At 57.1% G+C, this 17,188-nt stretch carries 11 protein-coding genes and 1 riboswitch; of the genes, 9 read left to right on the top strand and 2 right to left on the bottom strand.

What is annotated here, in order from left to right; all coding sequences use genetic code 11:
- Position 1 precedes the first annotated feature (1 nt).
- The 9 genes from QLH52_RS10135 (at position 2) to QLH52_RS10095 (ending at position 15,727) form a co-directional block, all read left to right on the top strand.
- Positions 2–4,273 carry a response regulator gene (locus tag QLH52_RS10135; RefSeq protein WP_319961457.1) on the top strand — a complete coding sequence of 1,424 codons (4,272 nt, stop codon included), beginning with the start codon at positions 2–4 and terminating at the stop codon, positions 4,271–4,273.
- A gap of 306 nt (positions 4,274–4,579) precedes the next feature.
- Positions 4,580–4,680, top strand: a riboswitch (guanidine-I (ykkC/yxkD leader).
- Between the two features lie 131 nt (positions 4,681–4,811).
- The gene (locus QLH52_RS10130) at positions 4,812–5,738 is read left to right on the top strand and encodes an ABC transporter substrate-binding protein (protein ID WP_319961456.1); all 927 of its coding nucleotides are present in this window, start codon (positions 4,812–4,814) and stop codon (positions 5,736–5,738) included.
- A 15-nt stretch (positions 5,739–5,753) separates the two neighbouring features.
- Positions 5,754–6,563: an ABC transporter permease gene (locus tag QLH52_RS10125; RefSeq protein WP_319961455.1), complete on the top strand. Its 810-nt coding sequence runs from the start codon at positions 5,754–5,756 to the stop codon at positions 6,561–6,563.
- A 5-nt stretch (positions 6,564–6,568) separates the two neighbouring features.
- A complete protein-coding gene (locus tag QLH52_RS10120; RefSeq protein ID WP_319961454.1) occupies positions 6,569–7,408 on the top strand; it encodes an ABC transporter ATP-binding protein in 840 nt (279 codons plus the stop codon).
- An 18-nt stretch (positions 7,409–7,426) separates the two neighbouring features.
- Positions 7,427–8,158, top strand: coding sequence for an urea amidolyase associated protein UAAP1 (locus tag QLH52_RS10115; RefSeq protein ID WP_319961453.1), 732 nt, complete (start codon positions 7,427–7,429; stop codon positions 8,156–8,158).
- A 25-nt stretch (positions 8,159–8,183) separates the two neighbouring features.
- Complete coding sequence (locus QLH52_RS10110; protein ID WP_319961452.1) at positions 8,184–8,822, top strand: urea amidolyase associated protein UAAP2; 639 nt, start codon at positions 8,184–8,186, stop codon at positions 8,820–8,822.
- Positions 8,823–8,891: 69 nt separating this feature from the next.
- Complete coding sequence (gene uca / locus QLH52_RS10105; protein ID WP_319961451.1) at positions 8,892–12,500, top strand: urea carboxylase; 3,609 nt, start codon at positions 8,892–8,894, stop codon at positions 12,498–12,500.
- On the top strand, positions 12,497–14,305 hold the full coding sequence (gene atzF, locus QLH52_RS10100) for an allophanate hydrolase (RefSeq protein WP_319961449.1): 1,809 nt from the start codon (positions 12,497–12,499) through the stop codon (positions 14,303–14,305). The genes uca and atzF overlap by 4 nt, the downstream gene beginning before the upstream one ends.
- Positions 14,306–14,425: 120 nt before the next feature.
- Entirely contained in the window at positions 14,426–15,727 is a 1,302-nt protein-coding gene (locus tag QLH52_RS10095) for a porin (RefSeq protein WP_319961448.1), read from the top strand.
- A gap of 190 nt (positions 15,728–15,917) precedes the next feature.
- On the opposite strand, the gene QLH52_RS10090 is transcribed toward QLH52_RS10095, so the two are convergent.
- Together QLH52_RS10090 and QLH52_RS10085 are read right to left on the bottom strand one after the other, a co-directional pair.
- Positions 15,918–16,631: a rhomboid family intramembrane serine protease gene (locus QLH52_RS10090; RefSeq protein WP_319961447.1), complete on the bottom strand. Its 714-nt coding sequence runs from the start codon at positions 16,629–16,631 to the stop codon at positions 15,918–15,920.
- Positions 16,628–17,035 carry a hypothetical protein gene (locus QLH52_RS10085; RefSeq protein WP_319961446.1) on the bottom strand — a complete coding sequence of 136 codons (408 nt, stop codon included), beginning with the start codon at positions 17,033–17,035 and terminating at the stop codon, positions 16,628–16,630. Before QLH52_RS10085 ends, QLH52_RS10090 begins: the two co-directional genes overlap by 4 nt.
- Between the last annotated feature and the right edge of the window lie 153 nt (positions 17,036–17,188).

Here is a 17,188-nt window from a genome sequence, read left to right as displayed (position 1 = left end):
CATGTCCCAGACGAATAACAGCAAACCGAGTATTTTGATCGTCGATGACGTCAACGAAAATCTGCATGCTTTATTGAGCATTCTGCGCGAAGACTACGCCATTCTTGCCGCGACCAACGGCGAAAAAGCCCTGGAACTGGCGGTGCGCGCCCCAGGTCCGGACCTAGTATTGCTCGACATCAAAATGCCGGGCATGGACGGTTACGAAGTGTTGCGGCGGCTGAAGACCGATCCTATGACGGCCGACATTCCGGTAATCTTCGTCACGGCCCTGTCGGAATCGGCCGACGAGGCCGCCGGCCTTAAATTGGGCGCCGCCGATTACATCACCAAACCCATCAATCCCGATCTACTGAAACAGCGGATACTGACGCAACTGGAATTGCGCCAATATCGCCGCAAGCCGCTAATTTACTTGAACGAACAGATGTTGATCAGAGCGGAGCGGCCGGCACTGCTGCTGGTTGACGATATGCCGGAGAATATCCACGAATTAGCCGAGGCGCTAAAGGAGGAATACCGCATCCTGGTAGCCAACAACGGCCGCAAGGCGGTGGAAATAGTGCTGGGCTCCCATCCGCCCGACGTGGTGCTGCTGGACATTCTGATGCCGGAAATGGACGGGTATGAAGTGTGCCGACGTATCAAGGCCACAGCCGTAGGCACCCGGATTCCGGTGTTATTCGTCAGTGTGGTGGACAAAACGGTGGACAAAGTGCGCGGCTTCTCGATTGGTGCCGCCGACTACATCACCAAGCCCTTTGACATCGACGAAGTGCGGGCGCGGATACGCACGCATTTGGAACTTAGCCGCTTGAACCATCATTTCGAGCAGTTGATTGAGCTGCACACCGCCGAGTTACAACACTTGGATTCCATCGTCTGCCGGTCTCCGGTGGTCGCGATAACCTGGCGCAATGCCGAGGATTGGCCGGTGAGTTACGTCAGTGCCAATATCGCGGATTGGGGTTATCGTCCGGAGGATTTGCGCTTGGGCAAAGTGAAGTATCTGGATTTGCTGCCGCCCGAAGACCGGTTTCGGGTCGAAGCCGAAGTCGCTCAACACATTGCCCATGGTCCGGACGAATATCATCAGGAATACCGCTTATTGCACGGCGACGGCCATTGGATATGGATTGATGAATTTACCCGGCTAAGCCGCAACGAGCAGGGCGAAGTGGAGTCCTTCGACGGTTTGCTGAATAACATCACCGCCCGCGTCGAAGCCGAGCTGGCTTTGCGGGAGCGGGAACATCAATTGCGGGTGATGGGCGACAATCTGCCGGACGGCTATGTGTATCGTTACCGAATCTGGCAGGACGGGCGGACGGCTCTGCAATACATCAGCGCCGGAGTGGAGAAACTGCACGGCTTGAAGCCCGCGCAACTGATCGAAGACATCAATCCGTTCTTTGCGCAAATGGCGCCTGAGTCGCTTCAGCAATACCGGGAAGAGGAAGCCGAGTGCCTCAGGGAATTAAAAGTCTATAAAGGCAGCGTGTTATTCAATCCGCCCGGCGGCCGCCAGTGCTGGATTGCATTTCGGTCCAGCCCAAAACGGCAAGCCGATGGCAGCGTGGTTTGGGATGGTGTGGGCGTTGATGTCACTCAGCGCATAGAGAACGAACAAAAGCTGATTTTACAGGCCCGGCGTGCGCAAGCTTTGTTGGAACTGCCAAAGGCGTCGGAAGACTTGAACGAGGCGGAATTCATCCGGCGCGGCATGCTTCTGGCGGAAGAGCTGACCGCCAGCCAACTGGCTTTTGTATACTTTATCAATCCTGACGAAGACTGTATGGAACCGGTGGCCGAGTCTCGAGCGCCGCAGGAATCAAGCGGGAAAACCATCGCGGACAGCCGTATTCTTCTCAGCCAAGCCGGTATCTTGGGTGAGTCCGTCAAAAATCGCCAACCGGCGGTTTTCAATAATATACCGGTCCATCTCCCTAAAGAGTTTGTCGTAACGGCCAATACAGAAGCCTTTTCCCGGCTTCCTGCTGCTGGTTTTTCCGATGCGCAGCCTGAATTGCGTCGGCTGATTTCCGTGCCGGTGATCGAGAATGGCAAAGTGGTGATGCTAACCGGTGTGGCGAACAAAGCGACCGACTATACCGAGCTGGATGTCGAAACCGTTCAGCTCATCTCGAACGCCCTGTGGCGCATCGTCCAACGCCAGCGCGTCGAGAAAAAAGCCGCCCGTTTCAGCCAGGTGTTGGCGCGTTCCACGAATGAAATCCATATTTTCGATAGCCAGACCCTGCGGTTTATTGATGTGAACCAGGGTGGGCGGGACAATCTGGGTTATTCAACACAAGAGCTTGAACAGATGACGCCGTTGGATATTAACCCTGAGCTAAATGAGGAGGCCTTTGAACAGCTGTGCGCGCCTTTGCGGGCGGGTAGCAAGAGCCGTTGCGATTTCTCAACGATACACCGGCGTAAAGACGGTAGCGAGTACCCGGTTGAAGTTCATCTGGAATTAATCGATGACCAGCCCCCATTATTTGTGGCCATCATTAACGATATGACGGAAACTCGGCAAATGCAGGAGCGCATCGTGCAATTATCGCGGTACGATCCGGTTACCGGTTTGCCGAACCAATTTTTCTTCGAAGATTTGCTGGCCGCCGCCATCGCGCAAGCCGAGCATCAGCAGCACGATATTGCCGTATTGCGTTTGGATATTGAAAATTTCCATACGATTGATGACACCTACGGTTACGAAATCGGCGATCAAACGCTGAAAATCATTGCCAACCGCTTGGTCAAGGCTGCCGGCAGCGAGGGCATCGTCACCCGGATGGCCAAGGACAATTTTAATATTGCCTGTTCGGACATCGATAGCCCGTCGGCAGCCGAACAATTTGCTGAAGCCCTGCGGGCGGCTGTGACGGAATCGGTGGTGCTGGCCCAGCATGAAATTCATCTGGAAGCCAAGATCGGTATCAGTTTTTATCCTTCAGATGCGAAAACGGCCAGCGAGTTGGTGCAACGCGCCGGGATTGCTTTAAATCACGCCAAAGCCGACAAGGTGTCCAGTTTTCGTTTCTTCAAGCAAGACATGAATGAGCGGTTACTGGCCAGAATCGCACTAACCAACGACATGCGCCACGCCATAGAGCGGGAACAATTTGAGCTTCATTACCAGCCTCAGGTCGATCTTGCCAGCGGAAAAATCATTGGCCTGGAAGCCTTGGTACGCTGGAACCACCCAGTGCAAGGTTTTATGCCGCCGAATAAATTTATCCCTTTGGCGGAAGAATCCGGCTTGATCGTGCCTTTGGGGGATTGGATTCTCAAACGCGCCGTATCGCAAGCCAAGGAATGGCGGGATGCCGGGCTAATCCCTGAAGGCTTTACCGTCGCTGTGAACGTCTCTGCCATACAAATGCAGGCGGGTGGCTTGGTCGATTTGCTAAAGCAGTTATTTGCTGACACCGATTTGCCGGCCCGTTATATTGAATTAGAACTCACCGAAAGTTTGTTGATGACGAATGTAAGCGAGACCCTGACGCTGTTGAAACAGCTGAAGGACCTGAGCATTCAGCTGTCGATTGACGATTTCGGCACCGGCTATTCCTCGCTTTCCTACCTCAAACAATTCTCGGTGGACAAGCTCAAGATAGACAAAAGCTTTATCGACAATGTGGTCACCGATTCGAACGATGCGGTGATTGTCCAAGCCACTATCGCCATGGCGCACAGCTTGGGTCTGGCCGTCATCGCAGAAGGAGTGGAAAGCCAGGGGCAAACCAGTTACCTGAGAAGGCTGCGCTGCGATCAGATACAGGGTTATTATTTCAGTCGGCCGTTGCCCGGCGCTGAGATTCGGCAGCTATTGCAGGCCGGAACCCTACTACGTTTACCTTCGGATGAACAAAAACCGCAGGTTCTTATTGTGGACGACGAACCGTATATCATGTCGGCGCTGAAGCGCTGCTTGTGGCGGGATGATTATGAAATTTTGACGGCCGGCAGTGGCCAAGAAGCACTGGAGTTGTTGGCCAATCATCCGGTTATGGTGATTATTTGCGATCAACGTATGCCGGAAATGACCGGTACGGAGTTTTTGTCGCGCGTTAAAATCATGCATCCGCGGACGGTGCGAATGATTATTTCCGGCTATTCCGATTTAAACACTATCACTGAGGCCGTTAACAAAGGCGAAATATACAAATTCCACAAAAAGCCTTGGGACGACGATGAATTACGCAACGACGTTCGGGAAGGCATCGCGCGTTATTACGCCTCTGAAAACATCAGGTCATTGTAGCGGCTTGCAATCGGCGATTTTGTGTAATCCGGCAAAGGGAAATACGACATCTTTGCTGGGCAAGATGTTGTTTAAAACAAGGCCTTTCGCAAACCGGCCAAAACGCCAATAAGTAAGCTTAATTAGAATTTTGCGCACCAAGTTGGATCTGATTTTATTTTTGCTTGCACCACTAAAACGCAAAACGCTGGATTTTGCAGGCGGTGTTATTTTATATATTGTTGATTTATATATAAATTTATGTATGGCATACAGCTTGCTGTATAGAACTACAACACGTGAGGCGCGATCATAAAAGCGCCTTAACAAAATGGTGACTAGGGTTCCGGCTCGATTTCGAGCGTCAGCGACCGAGAGTTGCCGGCTTCTTTCGGGGAGCTACACGGCGGGATAAAAGCCCGGGAGGTCAGACGGTTTTATAAACCGGTCCGCCTCTACGTGTAGCTTTTCAACCCGACTGGAGCTACTCATGACATCTACTTCCTCCCACTGCCTGTCCCGATTAATTGCGCTTGTCCTTGCTGCGGCATTTTTTTGCTTGTCTAAACCGACTGCCGCCGAGGTAAAGGTCGGCGTCAGCGACTGGCCCGGCTGGGTGGCGTGGTATGTCGCCGAACACAACGGCTATTTCAAAAAATACGGCGCCAAGGTCAAACTGGTCTGGTTTGCCAATTACACCGACTCCATCTCGGCCCTGTCGGCCGGCCAACTGGATGCCAATTGCCAGACCTGGTCGGACACCATGGCGCCGCTCAGCAAGAACGTGCCGGTCAAAGCCATCCTGGTCAACGACAACTCCGACGGCAATGACGCCTTGATGGTCAATTCGGCCATCAAAAGCTTCGCCGATCTGAAAGGCAAAACCATCGCCCTCGAACAATATTCAATTTCCCACTTCGTGCTCGCCACCGCCTTGAGTAAAAACGGCCTGAGTTTCGACGACATCAAAACGGTAAACCTGTCGGCCGGCGACGCGGCGGCAGCTTTCTTGAGCGGTCGAGTCGATGCGACCGTGGTGTGGAATCCCTGGGTCAATAATATCCAGGCCAGCGGCAAGGGAGCGGCGCTGTTCACATCCAAAGATATGCCCGGCCTGATCCCGGATTTGCTGGTGGCTAGAGTCAAAGCCATCGAAACCCATCGTGCTGAGTTGGTCGGCATGATCAAAGCTTGGCAGGATACCCAACGCTTTATCCGCGAGCAGCCCGACCAAGCCGTTGCCGTCATGGCCAAAGTAGTCGGTATGAAACCGGACGCCTACAAAGTGTTTCTGCCCGGCACCCGCTTCTTCACATTGGAAGACAACCTGAAAGCCTTGGGACCGGCCAGTGAACCGGCGTCGTTGGCGGAGGTCGGCCCGACCATCGCCGCGTTTTTGAAGGACAACCGCTTGATCGACAGCGTGCCGGATTTAGCGGTCGGCGTCGATGCTTCATTGGTGGCCGAAGCGCTCGCCGCTCATTAGTTCGGGGTGGCGACGATGACTGGCAACTTAAATCCGCGCCGACCATTGTGGGCGATACGCGGCAGTTTGGAACGGCGTACGCATTGGCTGATTGCAATCAGCGGTTTGCTGTCGGCGCTGCTGGCTTGGTGGTGGGCCTCGGCCGGCGGCGCGATAGACCCGGTATTTCTGCCGACGCCGCCTTTGGTGTTGGACAGCGCCTGGGCATGGCTGCACGACGGCGATTTGCTCGGCGACGTGGCGATCAGCGTTTACCGGGTGGTGGCCGGGTTTTTATTGTCGGCGGTGCTCGCGCTGCCCTTGGGCGTGCTGGTCGGTACCTATGCGCCGGTCAAAGCCCTGTTCGAACCCTTGACCGACTTCATCCGCTACATGCCGGCCGCCGCCTTCATTCCACTGGTGATGCTGTGGGTCGGTATCGACGAGGGCGCCAAGATCGCGATTATCTTCATCGGCACCTTTTTTCAAATGCTGCTGATGATCGCCGAAGACGTAAGGCGGGTGCCAATGGAGCAAATCGAAGCGGCGCAGACCATGGGTGCCGACCGCGACGAAATCGTGATGCGGGTGATCATGCCGTCGGCCAAACCGGCGATTTTGGATACCTTGCGGGTGACGATGGGCTGGGCCTGGACGTATCTGGTGGTGGCCGAGCTGGTGGCGGCCAACTCCGGTTTGGGTTTTGCGGTGCTGAAGGCGCAACGCTTTTTGCAAACCGACAAAATCTTCGCCGGCATCATTCTGATCGGACTGTTCGGACTGGCTACCGACCAATGCTTCCGCTGGGCGCATCGCCGCAGCTTCCCTTGGCTGTACCGGAGATAGCAGCGATGACGAATCCCATCATTCAAATCCGCAACTTGCAAAAACGCTTTGCCGCTAACGGCGCGGACATCGTCGCCTTACAGGACGCCGATCTCGACATGGCGCCCGGCGAGTTCGTCACGCTGGTCGGCGCATCCGGCTGCGGTAAATCGACCTTGCTGCGCATCGTCGCCGGCCTGGAGCCGGCCAGCGGCGGTAGTGTCAATGTCGACGGCCTGCCTATCGCCGGCCCCGGCATCGACCGCGCCATGGTGTTCCAGCATTACAGCTTGTATCCGTGGTTGAGCGTGACCGACAACATCAAGTTCTGCCGGCAGTTGAAAGTGCACCGCGACGTATCGACGCTGAGCGATGTCGAGTCCGCCGAAGGCCGGGCCGACGCCCTGATCCGCTTGATGGGGCTAAGCCACGTCGCCAACGCCTATCCGAATCAGTTGTCCGGCGGCATGCAGCAGCGGGTGGCGATTGCCCGGGCTTTGATGGCGCGGCCGCGCATCCTGCTGATGGACGAGCCGTTCGGCGCGCTGGACGCCCAGACCCGCGAGGTGATGCACGATCTGATCCTGCACGTTTCCATCCTGGAAAAAACCACGGTGCTGTTCGTCACCCACGACGTGGAAGAAGCGATTTATCTGGCGCACCGGGTGGTGCTGATGGCGCCGCGACCGGGACGCATCGCCGCGGTGCACACGGTACCGCTGCCGGATCACCGCGACCAGGACATGAAGCAGAACCCGGAATTTATCGCTTTAAAAAAACAAATTTTGGCCGGCATCCGCGACACCTCCGGCATGCAGACCGACTACGAATTGCTTGAGCGCCTGGGCCAGGTTCCGGCGCCATAAACCTATTAGGAGACCAACATGACTTTAGCTGCAATCAATCCTGCAAACCTGCTTTGGAGCGAGACCTTGCCGGGCGGCGCCCATACTTCGTTCCGGATGCGGCGCGGCAACCGGCTGCGCTTGACCGACAGCGAAGGCGGCACCAACTTGTCGGCTTTGTTCGTCAACGACGACGAACGCACCGAACGCTACAACATGGCAGACACTTTAAAAGCGCAACATACGTTTCATCTGACCGAAGGCTTTGTCTGCTACTCGGACATGGGCCGGGTGTTGTGCTCGCTTACCGCCGACACATTGGGCTGGCACGACACGGTGTGCGGCGTATCCGACGCCGCGCAAGTTCTGACCAAATACGGCACGGCCAATTATCAAAGCCATAGAAATGCGATGTATCGCAACGGCCGCGACAGTTTGTTGATCGAACTGGAGAAATGGGGGCTGGGCAAGCGCGACTTGGTCGCCAACGTCAATTTCTTCAGCAAGATCGCGGCCGACGCGGACGGCAACCTGCAATTTCAAACCGGCTATTCAGTCCCCGGCAGCCAAGTCGAATTGCGCTTCGAAATGAATACCCTGGTGGTGCTGAGCAGTTGCCCGCATCCCTTGGACCCCAATCCGCATTACCAGCCCAAACCGGTGCGGTTAGAAGCTTATCGCGGCACCTTGCCGGACCAAGACGATAAATGCCGCAATTTCCGCCCGGAAAACGGCCGCGGCTTCAGCAATACCGAACGCTATTTTCTGTAATCACCGATCTAACGAGGACGAAACCATGCCCATCGTCGAGAGCACGCTCGATCCGAGCAACGCCATTTACGATTACACCTTGCCGGCCGGCGAACCCTGGCTGCATACCATCAAACAAGGTCAGACCTTCCGTATTCTAGACCTGGAAGGCAACCAGGCGGTCGATACTCTGTTTTACAGCGCGGCCGACCATGAAGAACGCTATAGCGCCAGCGACACGATACGCCACCAGGGCAATCTGTACCTGAGCGCCGGCACTGAACTGATGTCCGGCGAGGGTAACGTTCTATTGACTATCGTCGCCGACACCTGCGGCCGCCACGACACCTTGGGCGGCGCCTGTGCCGCAGAAAGCAACACGGTGCGCTATGCCCTGGACAAAAAGCACATGCACAGCTGCCGCGACAGCTTTCTATTGGCCATCGGTCACGCCGACTGCGGCCTGGCCAAGCGCGACATTGCCAGCAACATCAATTTTTTCATGAACGTGCCGGTCACGGCTGACGGCCAGCTGACCTTTGCCGACGGCATTTCCGCGCCGGGCAAGTACGTGGAAATGCGGGCGGAGATGGACGTCATCGCGCTGATTTCCAATTGTCCGCAGTTGAACAACCCGTGTAACGCCTACAACCCGACGCCGGTGCGCCTGCTGATCTGGGATTGAACCGTAATCCGCTCCGGGACGGCCCGGCGTTGGCAAAGCAAGGCGGGACGGCCCGCCAAACGAGGATTCATGTTTAACAAGGTATTGATCGCCAATCGCGGCGAAATCGCCTGCCGCATCATTCGGACCTTAAAGCAATTGGGCGTCGCCAGCGTCGCGGTATATTCCGAAGCCGACGCCCATGCTATGCACGTGCAACAAGCGGACGAAGCGGTCTGCGTCGGCGGCGCGGCAGCGGCCGACAGCTATTTGCGCGGCGAGCGGATTTTGGCAGCGGCTTTAAGCTCCGGCGCCCAGGCCATCCACCCCGGCTACGGCTTCTTGAGCGAGAATGCCGAATTCGCCGAGCAATGCGCCGCAGCCGGCATCGTCTTCATCGGCCCGACGCCGGAACAGTTGCGCCGCTTCGGTTTGAAACATACCGCCCGCGAAATCGCCCAAGCTTGCGGTGTGCCGCTGCTGCCCGGCACCGGTCTATTGGCGGACATAGAGCAGGCTTTGCAAGCGGCGGCCGACATCGGCTACCCGTTGATGCTGAAAAGCACGGCCGGCGGCGGCGGTATCGGTATGCGCTTGTGCCGCAACGACGCCGAACTGCAAGAGGCCTTTGCCGTGGTGCAGCGCTTAAGCGCGGCCAATTTTAAAGACAGCGGCCTGTATCTGGAGAAGTTCATCGAACGCGCCCGCCATATCGAGGTGCAGATTTTCGGCGACGGCGCGGGCCGGGTGATCCATTTAGGCGAACGCGATTGTTCGGTACAGCGCCGCAACCAGAAGGTGATCGAAGAAACCCCCGCACCGGGCCTCAACGAGGCGACGCGGGAGGCGCTCTATCGCCATGCCCTGGCACTGGGCGAGGCGGTAAATTACCGTTCCGCCGGCACCGTCGAATTCGTTTACGACCAGGACAGCGGCGAATTTTATTTCCTGGAGGTCAACACCCGGCTGCAAGTCGAACACGGCGTGACCGAGCAAGTCACCGGCACCGACTTGGTAGCCTGGATGCTGCGGCTGGCGGCCGGCGACAGCACGTTTCTGGATCAGTACCGGCACGCGCCGCAGGGCTGGGCTATGCAGGTCAGGGTTTACGCCGAAGACCCGAATAAGAACTTCCAGCCCTCGGCCGGTTTGTTGACCGATTGCCGTTTTCCGGCCGGCGTCCGGGTCGATCATTGGCTGGAGAACGGCCTGGAAGTCACGCCTTATTACGATCCGCTGCTGGCCAAAGTCATCGTCCACGCCGGCGACCGCGAACAGGCGCTGGCGCAAATGGATGCTGCTTTGGCCGATACCCGCTTGGCCGGCATCGAAACCAATCTGGCCTATTTGCGGCAGATCGTCGCCGACGAGGTATTCCGCGGCGGCCGCCAGATTACCGCTTATCTGGCCGGCCTGACTTACCTTCCGCGCACGCTGGACGTGCTGGAAGCCGGCACCCAAAGCATGATTCAGGATTATCCGGGCCGCCTGGGTTATTGGGACGTCGGTGTACCGCCGTCCGGGCCGATGGATATGTTGGCTTTTCGCTTGGCGAACCGGATTTTGGGGAACCCTGAGGATGCGGCCGGCCTGGAAATGGCGATCAACGGCCCCTGCCTACGCTTCAATTTCGCTACCCGCATCGTCTTGGCCGGCGCGGCGATGCAAGCCGAGTTGAACGGTCAAGCCGTACCCTATTGGCAGGCAATTGCGGTTGCGGCCGGCGACGTATTGAAACTGGGCACTATCGCCGGCCTGGGTTGCCGCGCTTATCTGGCGATCCAAGGCGGCTTCGACGTGCCGGAATATCTGGGTAGCCGCGCCACCTTTACCTTGGGCCAGTTCGGCGGCCACGGCGGTCGGGTGCTGCGGGTCGGCGACGTGTTGCCGGTCGTAGCGGAAGCCGCCATGGCCGAGGAAGTCGTACCGAATTCGGCCGCGCTACTGGTTTATTCCGAGCACTGGCAGATCGGTGTGTTGTACGGCCCGCACGGCGCGCCGGACTTTTTTACCGACGAGGACATAGACGAATTTTTCGCGACCGACTGGGAGGTGCATTACAACTCCAACCGCACCGGCATCCGCTTGACCGGCCCGAAGCCGCGTTGGGCCCGTAGCGACGGCGGCGAGGCCGGTTTGCACCCGTCGAACATTCACGATAATGCCTACGCCATCGGCGCGGTGGATTTTACCGGCGATATGCCCGTGATACTGGGTCCGGACGGTCCCAGCCTGGGCGGTTTCGTCTGCCCGGCCACCGTGGTTGCGGCCGAACTTTGGAAGCTGGGCCAATTGAAGCCCGGTAATACCGTGCGATTTATCCGTTTGAACCGCGAACAGGCCGCGAGTCTGGATGCCCAAGTCGAGCGGGCTTTAGCCGATCCGGCCCATGCCGTGTTACCGGATCTGCCGGTAACAACAAGCGTCGAGGAAAGCTGCATTCTTGCTCAGGTGCCGGCCAATATCGAGCAGGTTGCAGTGACCTATCGCCAAGCCGGCGACCGCAATCTGCTGGTCGAATACGGTCCGCTGGTACTGGACATCAATCTGCGCTTTCGGGTGCATGCCTTGATGACCTGGCTGCAACAACGCAGCATCGCCGGCATCGTCGATCTGACACCGGGCATCCGCTCCTTGCAAGTGCATTACGACCGCCGCCTGCCGCTGGACGAATTAATGCGGATTTTGGCGCAAGCCGAAGCCGAATTGCCGGCGATCGAAGATATGGCAGTGCCGACCCGCATCGTCCATCTGCCGCTGTCCTGGGACGACCCGTCCACCCAACTGGCCATCGAAAAATACATGCAATCGGTGCGCAAGGATGCGCCGTGGTGTCCGAGCAATATCGAGTTTATCCGCCGCATCAACGGCCTGGACAGCATAGAGCAGGTCAAGGACATCCTATTCAACGCCAGTTATCTGGTGATGGGCTTGGGCGACGTCTATCTCGGCGCGCCGGTGGCGACGCCTATCGATCCGCGCCACCGCTTGGTGACGACCAAATACAACCCGGCCCGCACCTGGACCCCGGAGAATGCGGTCGGCATCGGCGGCGCTTATATGTGCGTCTACGGCATGGAAGGTCCGGGCGGCTACCAGTTCGTCGGCCGCACCGTGCCGATGTGGAACCGCTACCGGCAAACCGCCGATTTTCGCGACGGCAAGCCGTGGCTGCTGCGCTTTTTCGATCAGATTCGCTTCTTCCCGGTATCCGCCGAGGAATTGCTGCGTTACCGGCAGGATGTAATCAGCGGCAAGCTCAAGCTGGACATACGTGATGAAACCTTTAGTTTGCGCCAGTACAACGACTTTCTGCGCAAACACGCCAACGAGATCACCGAATGCAAACAGCGCCAGCAAGCGGCCTTCGACGCCGAACGCGAACGCTGGGAACAAGCCGGGCAAGTGTATGCGGATGATCAGGCGGTCGCGGCGGCGGCCATCGATACCGAACTGGATTTGCCGGCCGGTGCCCGTGCGGTGGCCAGTCATATTGCCGGCAACGTCTGGCAGGTTTTGGTCCAGGCCGGCGATAGCGTCAAGCAAGGCGACACCTTGGTGGTAGTCGAGTCGATGAAAATGGAATTCCCGGTAACGGCACCGGCAGGCGGCACGGTCTGGAAAGTGTTTTGCAATGAAGGCGCTCAAATCAGCGCCGGCCAGGATTTGCTGGTGCTGCAGGCCGGGGAGGATGCATGAAGACCTGGAGCGAATTGCCGGAGGTACTCAGCATCGCCGGCCTTAGCCAGGCTTACCGGGAAGGCGCGCTAACGCCGACGGCGCTGGTGGACATGCTCTGGCAGCGTCTGGAATCCGCGCCGGCGCACGGCGTCTGGATCAGCCGTTTATCGCTGGCGCAGATGCGAGCTTACGCTGCGGCTTTAGTGGACAAATCGCCGGACGACTTGCCCTTATACGGCATTCCGTTTGCGATCAAGGACAACATCGATCTGGTCGATTTGCCGACGACCGCGGCTTGCCCGGCCTATGCCTACCAGCCCGAGCAATCGGCGTTCGTGGTGCGGCAATTGATCGCCGCCGGCGCGATTCCGGTCGGCAAGACCAATCTGGACCAGTTCGCGACCGGCTTGGTCGGTACCCGCTCGCCCTATGGTGTGTGCCGAAACAGTTTCGATCCGGCGTACATCGCCGGCGGCTCCAGCTCGGGTTCGGCGGTTGCGGTGGCGACCGGTCTGGCCAGCTTTGCCTTGGGCACCGACACCGCCGGCTCCGGCCGGGTGCCGGCCGCGTTCAATAATCTGGTCGGCGTCAAACCGACGCGGGGCTTGTTAAGCACATCCGGCGTGGTGCCGGCCTGCCGCAGCCTGGATTGCGTATCGATCTTCGCGTTGACGGCCGCCGACGCGGAACGGGTGCTGCGCGTCGCTAACGTTTACGACGTGGAAGACGCCTATAACCGCCCCGACCAAGCCTTGCCGGTGCCGCCGGGCTTTGCCGGCCGTTTCCGTTTCGGCGTGCCGAAACCGGAGCAACTGCAATTTTTCAGCGACGAAGCGGCCGAGGTCTTATTTAAGGAGGCCGTCGCGCAACTAGTCGAACAAGGCGGCAGCGCCGTCGAAGTGGACATCCAGCCCTTGCTGGATGCCGCCGGCTTGCTCTACGCCGGACCCTGGCTGGGCGAGCGTTATCTGGTGGCCGGCGAACTGTTGCAGACCAACCCCGAAGCCTTATTTCCGGTGACGCTAGGCATTCTTGCCAACGGCGCAAACTTGTCGGCCGCTGACGCCTGGCGCGCGTTTTACCGCTTGCAGGAATTGAAGCGGCAAAGCGACGCGCTCTGGCGGCAGATCGACGTATTGGTCACGCCGACTACCGGCACCATTTATCCGATTGCCGCCGTCGAAGCCGAACCGGTCGAATTGAACAGCCGGCTGGGCTATTACACCAATTTCATGAATCTACTCGACCTCAGCGCCATTGCGTTGCCGACGGGTTTTCGCGGCAATGGCCTGCCGTTCGGTATCACGCTGTGCGCGCCGGCCTTTGCCGACCGGGCTTTGCTGGCGTTGGCGAAACGGCGCGCGCAATCGGCGCCGCATACATTGGGCGTCTCCCAAATCTTAAGCACAGAATTTTCCGCAGTGGACAGCGACGACGCGGCTGGCTTTGTTCGGGTTGCAGTGTGCGGCGCGCATCTATCCGGCTTGCCGCTGAACCCTCTGTTGACCGGCCGCGGCGGCGTGTTGCTGCAAAGCACGCACACCGAGCCGAGCTACCGGCTTTACGCATTGCCGGACGGCAAGCGGCCGGGCATGGTGCGTGCCGAACCCGGCGCGGCGATTGCCGTCGAGGTGTGGGCTTTGCCGATTGGACGCTACGGCGAATTCGTCGCCGAAATCCCGTCGCCTTTGGGTATCGGCAGCGTGCAGTTGCAGGACGGCACTAGCGTGCAAGGCTTCGTTTGCGAAGCCGCCGCCGTGCGTGAGGCGCTGGACATTACCGATTACGGCGGCTGGCGCGCCTATCTTGCTCGTCCCGACTAAACCGCCGGTTTTAGCCGTTTAAATTTTCATAACCCCAACCAATTAAGCCGGATTTTCCGGCTGGCGGGAACGCTTGCGCCCGAAAAACTTCGACGATTCATTTTTCGACAGGAGAACACCATGTCACACTCATCTTTCCGAACCCGCGAATGGCTGTATGCCGCACCGTTACTGTTGGCGATGTCGCCGTTGCCGGCCGAGGAACGCGCCGGTTTATTGAACGGCTTGTCGCTGATTAACGACTTACCCTGGATGAAAGCCGCCGGCTTGCGCGTCCACAGTTGGGCCGATGCCGGTATCGTTTACAACGCCAACGACCCCGGCGACGGTTACAACGGCACCGTGGTGTTTGCCGACCGGGCCAACGAGTTCAATCTGCACCAACTGGGCGGCGAGTTGATCCGCGACGTCAATACCAGCGGCGACCATTGGGACGTCGGCGGCAAGCTGACTCTGATGTACGGCAGCGACGCCCGCTTCAATACCATCAACCCTTACGGCGGCGGCCATTGGGACAATCGCTTGATCGGTTCCGACGAGCGCTTCTACAAACTGGCGATCCCGAATGCCTATCTGGATATTTTTACGCCGATAGGCAAGGGCCTGACCACGCGCATCGGCCGGTTTTACACGATCATGGGTTACGAGACTGGATTGTCGCCGGATAATTTCTTCTACACCCATCCTTATACCTTTCAATACGGCGAGCCGTTTACCCATTTCGGCATGACCACCACCTATCCGGTCCATCAAAATCTGAGCGTGACACTGGGTGCGGTGACCGGCGGCCACACCAAACTAAACGGCGTGCTGGACGGCAACGGCGCTTGGGACGGGTTCGATAAAAACATGGAAAACTGGAATTTTCTGGGCGGTGCGACCTGGACCAGCGACGATGCGGCAACCTCGTTTACCGCGACGCTGATTACCGGCGACGTCAACAGCGACAACAATTTGCGCGAATTCCAGCGCCAGACCGGTATCAATAAGCGCGACGACCGCACGTTTTACAGTCTGGTTCTCCAACATAACTTTACCGAACGCTGGCATTACGTGCTGCAGCACGACCACGGCATCGAACAACAACACCCGCTGAATAATTTCGCCGACGCCGAATGGTACGGTATTCATTCGCAATTGAAATACGACGTATCCGATACGGTGGGCGTGGGCCTGCGCGGCGAATGGTTTAGGGATGACGACGGCGTTCGGGTGGGCCAAATGTGCCCCAGTTGCGCGGTGCTGGCGACCGGGCCGGCCAATTATTATGCGGCGACGCTAGGGGTAAACTGGAAGCCGGCGAAATGGTTGATGCTGCGGCCGGAAGCGCGTTACGACTGGTCGGAAGGCGTCGATGCTTACGACGAACGCAATAAAGACAGCCAGTTTATTTTCGGCGCCGATGTGGTGGTTACTTTTTAGGGGCTGTTGCCGTTTTTCAAACAACAGCTAAGCAAACGATGCCACGACGGTTGTTTACGGACGAATGTTGGAAGCAATTCAAAGCCAACCAGTGATTAACCCGGCCCTTGAGGGCATTATCGAAGGGCACACCACTCTGGGTTTCTGCGAACTCAGCCCCAACGGTGTAAGCTTGGTAAATAGGGTCGGGTTAATAATTTGCCAGCCTGGGCTTGTCGGCTGTTTTTCTAGGTCTCAAACGGCAATAAACGATAGCTCCCAGCGCGCCCAGGGCATGACCGTAGTAATCGATCTTAAATTGCAATTGCCCGTTTGCCTTTGATTCCATGCTGTGTCCAACGGACAGCCACACCAAAAATACGCTACAGATCAGTACCGCATACAGCCATTCTTTGCTGCTCAGACCCTCCTGGTCGGTGAAGTAAGCGGCAGCCAGACCGAATACGCCGCCGGAAATACCGCAGATTGCTATCGGCTCCGAGTAGAACAGGATTGAGGGGATAGAGGACAGGCTGGCTACCAGCAACACCATTAAAAATCGGCCAGAGCCGACTTGTCGTTCGTAAGCCGCAGCGATGCCCAAGCCGGCTACATTGGTCAGGACATGTGGAAAGTTAATGTGGATAAATAAATGCGTAATGGCTTGCAGCGGCCATAAAATCGCCGCTGCCGAAATATTGTTTAATGCCAATAAACGATAAAGCTGTTCATCAACCTCATTAAAACCAAAGTCGCTGGTCACTAGAAAAATACTAAAAAGCAACAAACCGGAAAACAACGACGCTTTAATTTGCTTAAAGTTTTCCAAGAAAGTCAGCGGGGCGTCTTTCAGGCTGCTCGGCGATGGTCTGTAAAACAGCAGCAGCGCGGTATAGGCTGCCGTCACAATAAAAAACAAAATCATTTAGCGACGGCAATGTGTTGTTCAATATGTTTTTGCGTGGCCTCATCAAGCTTGGCTACTTTTTCCACGCCTTTTAGTTGCGCTTTGATATAGATATTTCGGCCGTTTTTAAATGCAAATTTCATCGGCCTTTGCAGCATGCCCTTGCCGATTTTCACGGTGGCAATTTCATTGAAGGCAAAAAAGTCGTCGCTGGCGAATTTTCCCAATAAGTTTAAACGATGAAAATGGATACCTTTTTGGGTAACCGCAATGAAGTACTGCTTCATGCTGAATACAGCCAGCGGGCCGATTATAAAAAACAGCCACAGCTTGAAAGGTTGCTGGGCGATGAAAAATCCGACTAGAGAATCGCCCGACATTAAATTTTTCAGAATATGCGCCTTCGCCGCTTCTTTGTTCATGAAGGTTCCTTGTGGTCAATGACATAAATATTTGCGTGCATTCGGCTGATGCCCGCCGTGGCCGGTTCTTAAAAGCTTAACGGCTAAACCGAACTGCCGATAAATGTAGTCCAAGCAAGAAGGGTGTCAACGGATGGGCGGGTGTTTGGCGCA

Source organism: Methylomonas defluvii (assembly GCF_033949435.1).
Taxonomy (GTDB): domain Bacteria; phylum Pseudomonadota; class Gammaproteobacteria; order Methylococcales; family Methylomonadaceae; genus Methylomonas; species Methylomonas defluvii.
The sequence above is the reverse complement of the archived record's forward strand: the minus strand, read 5'-3'. Positions and strand labels throughout refer to the sequence as shown.

Bases quoted from the DNA above. Each gene is read 5' to 3' on its own strand.
- QLH52_RS10135 (WP_319961457.1), top strand. From the start codon at position 2: ATGTCCCAGACGAATAACAGCAAACCGAGTATTTTGATCGTCGATGAC.
- QLH52_RS10125 (WP_319961455.1), top strand. From the start codon at position 5,754: ATGACTGGCAACTTAAATCCGCGCCGACCATTGTGGGCGATACGCGGC.
- QLH52_RS10120 (WP_319961454.1), top strand. From the start codon at position 6,569: ATGACGAATCCCATCATTCAAATCCGCAACTTGCAAAAACGCTTTGCC.
- QLH52_RS10115 (WP_319961453.1), top strand. From the start codon at position 7,427: ATGACTTTAGCTGCAATCAATCCTGCAAACCTGCTTTGGAGCGAGACC.
- QLH52_RS10110 (WP_319961452.1), top strand. From the start codon at position 8,184: ATGCCCATCGTCGAGAGCACGCTCGATCCGAGCAACGCCATTTACGAT.
- uca (WP_319961451.1), top strand. From the start codon at position 8,892: ATGTTTAACAAGGTATTGATCGCCAATCGCGGCGAAATCGCCTGCCGC.
- atzF (WP_319961449.1), top strand. From the start codon at position 12,497: ATGAAGACCTGGAGCGAATTGCCGGAGGTACTCAGCATCGCCGGCCTT.
- QLH52_RS10095 (WP_319961448.1), top strand. From the start codon at position 14,426: ATGTCACACTCATCTTTCCGAACCCGCGAATGGCTGTATGCCGCACCG.
- QLH52_RS10090 (WP_319961447.1), bottom strand. From the start codon at position 16,631: ATGATTTTGTTTTTTATTGTGACGGCAGCCTATACCGCGCTGCTGCTG.
- QLH52_RS10085 (WP_319961446.1), bottom strand. From the start codon at position 17,035: ATGAACAAAGAAGCGGCGAAGGCGCATATTCTGAAAAATTTAATGTCG.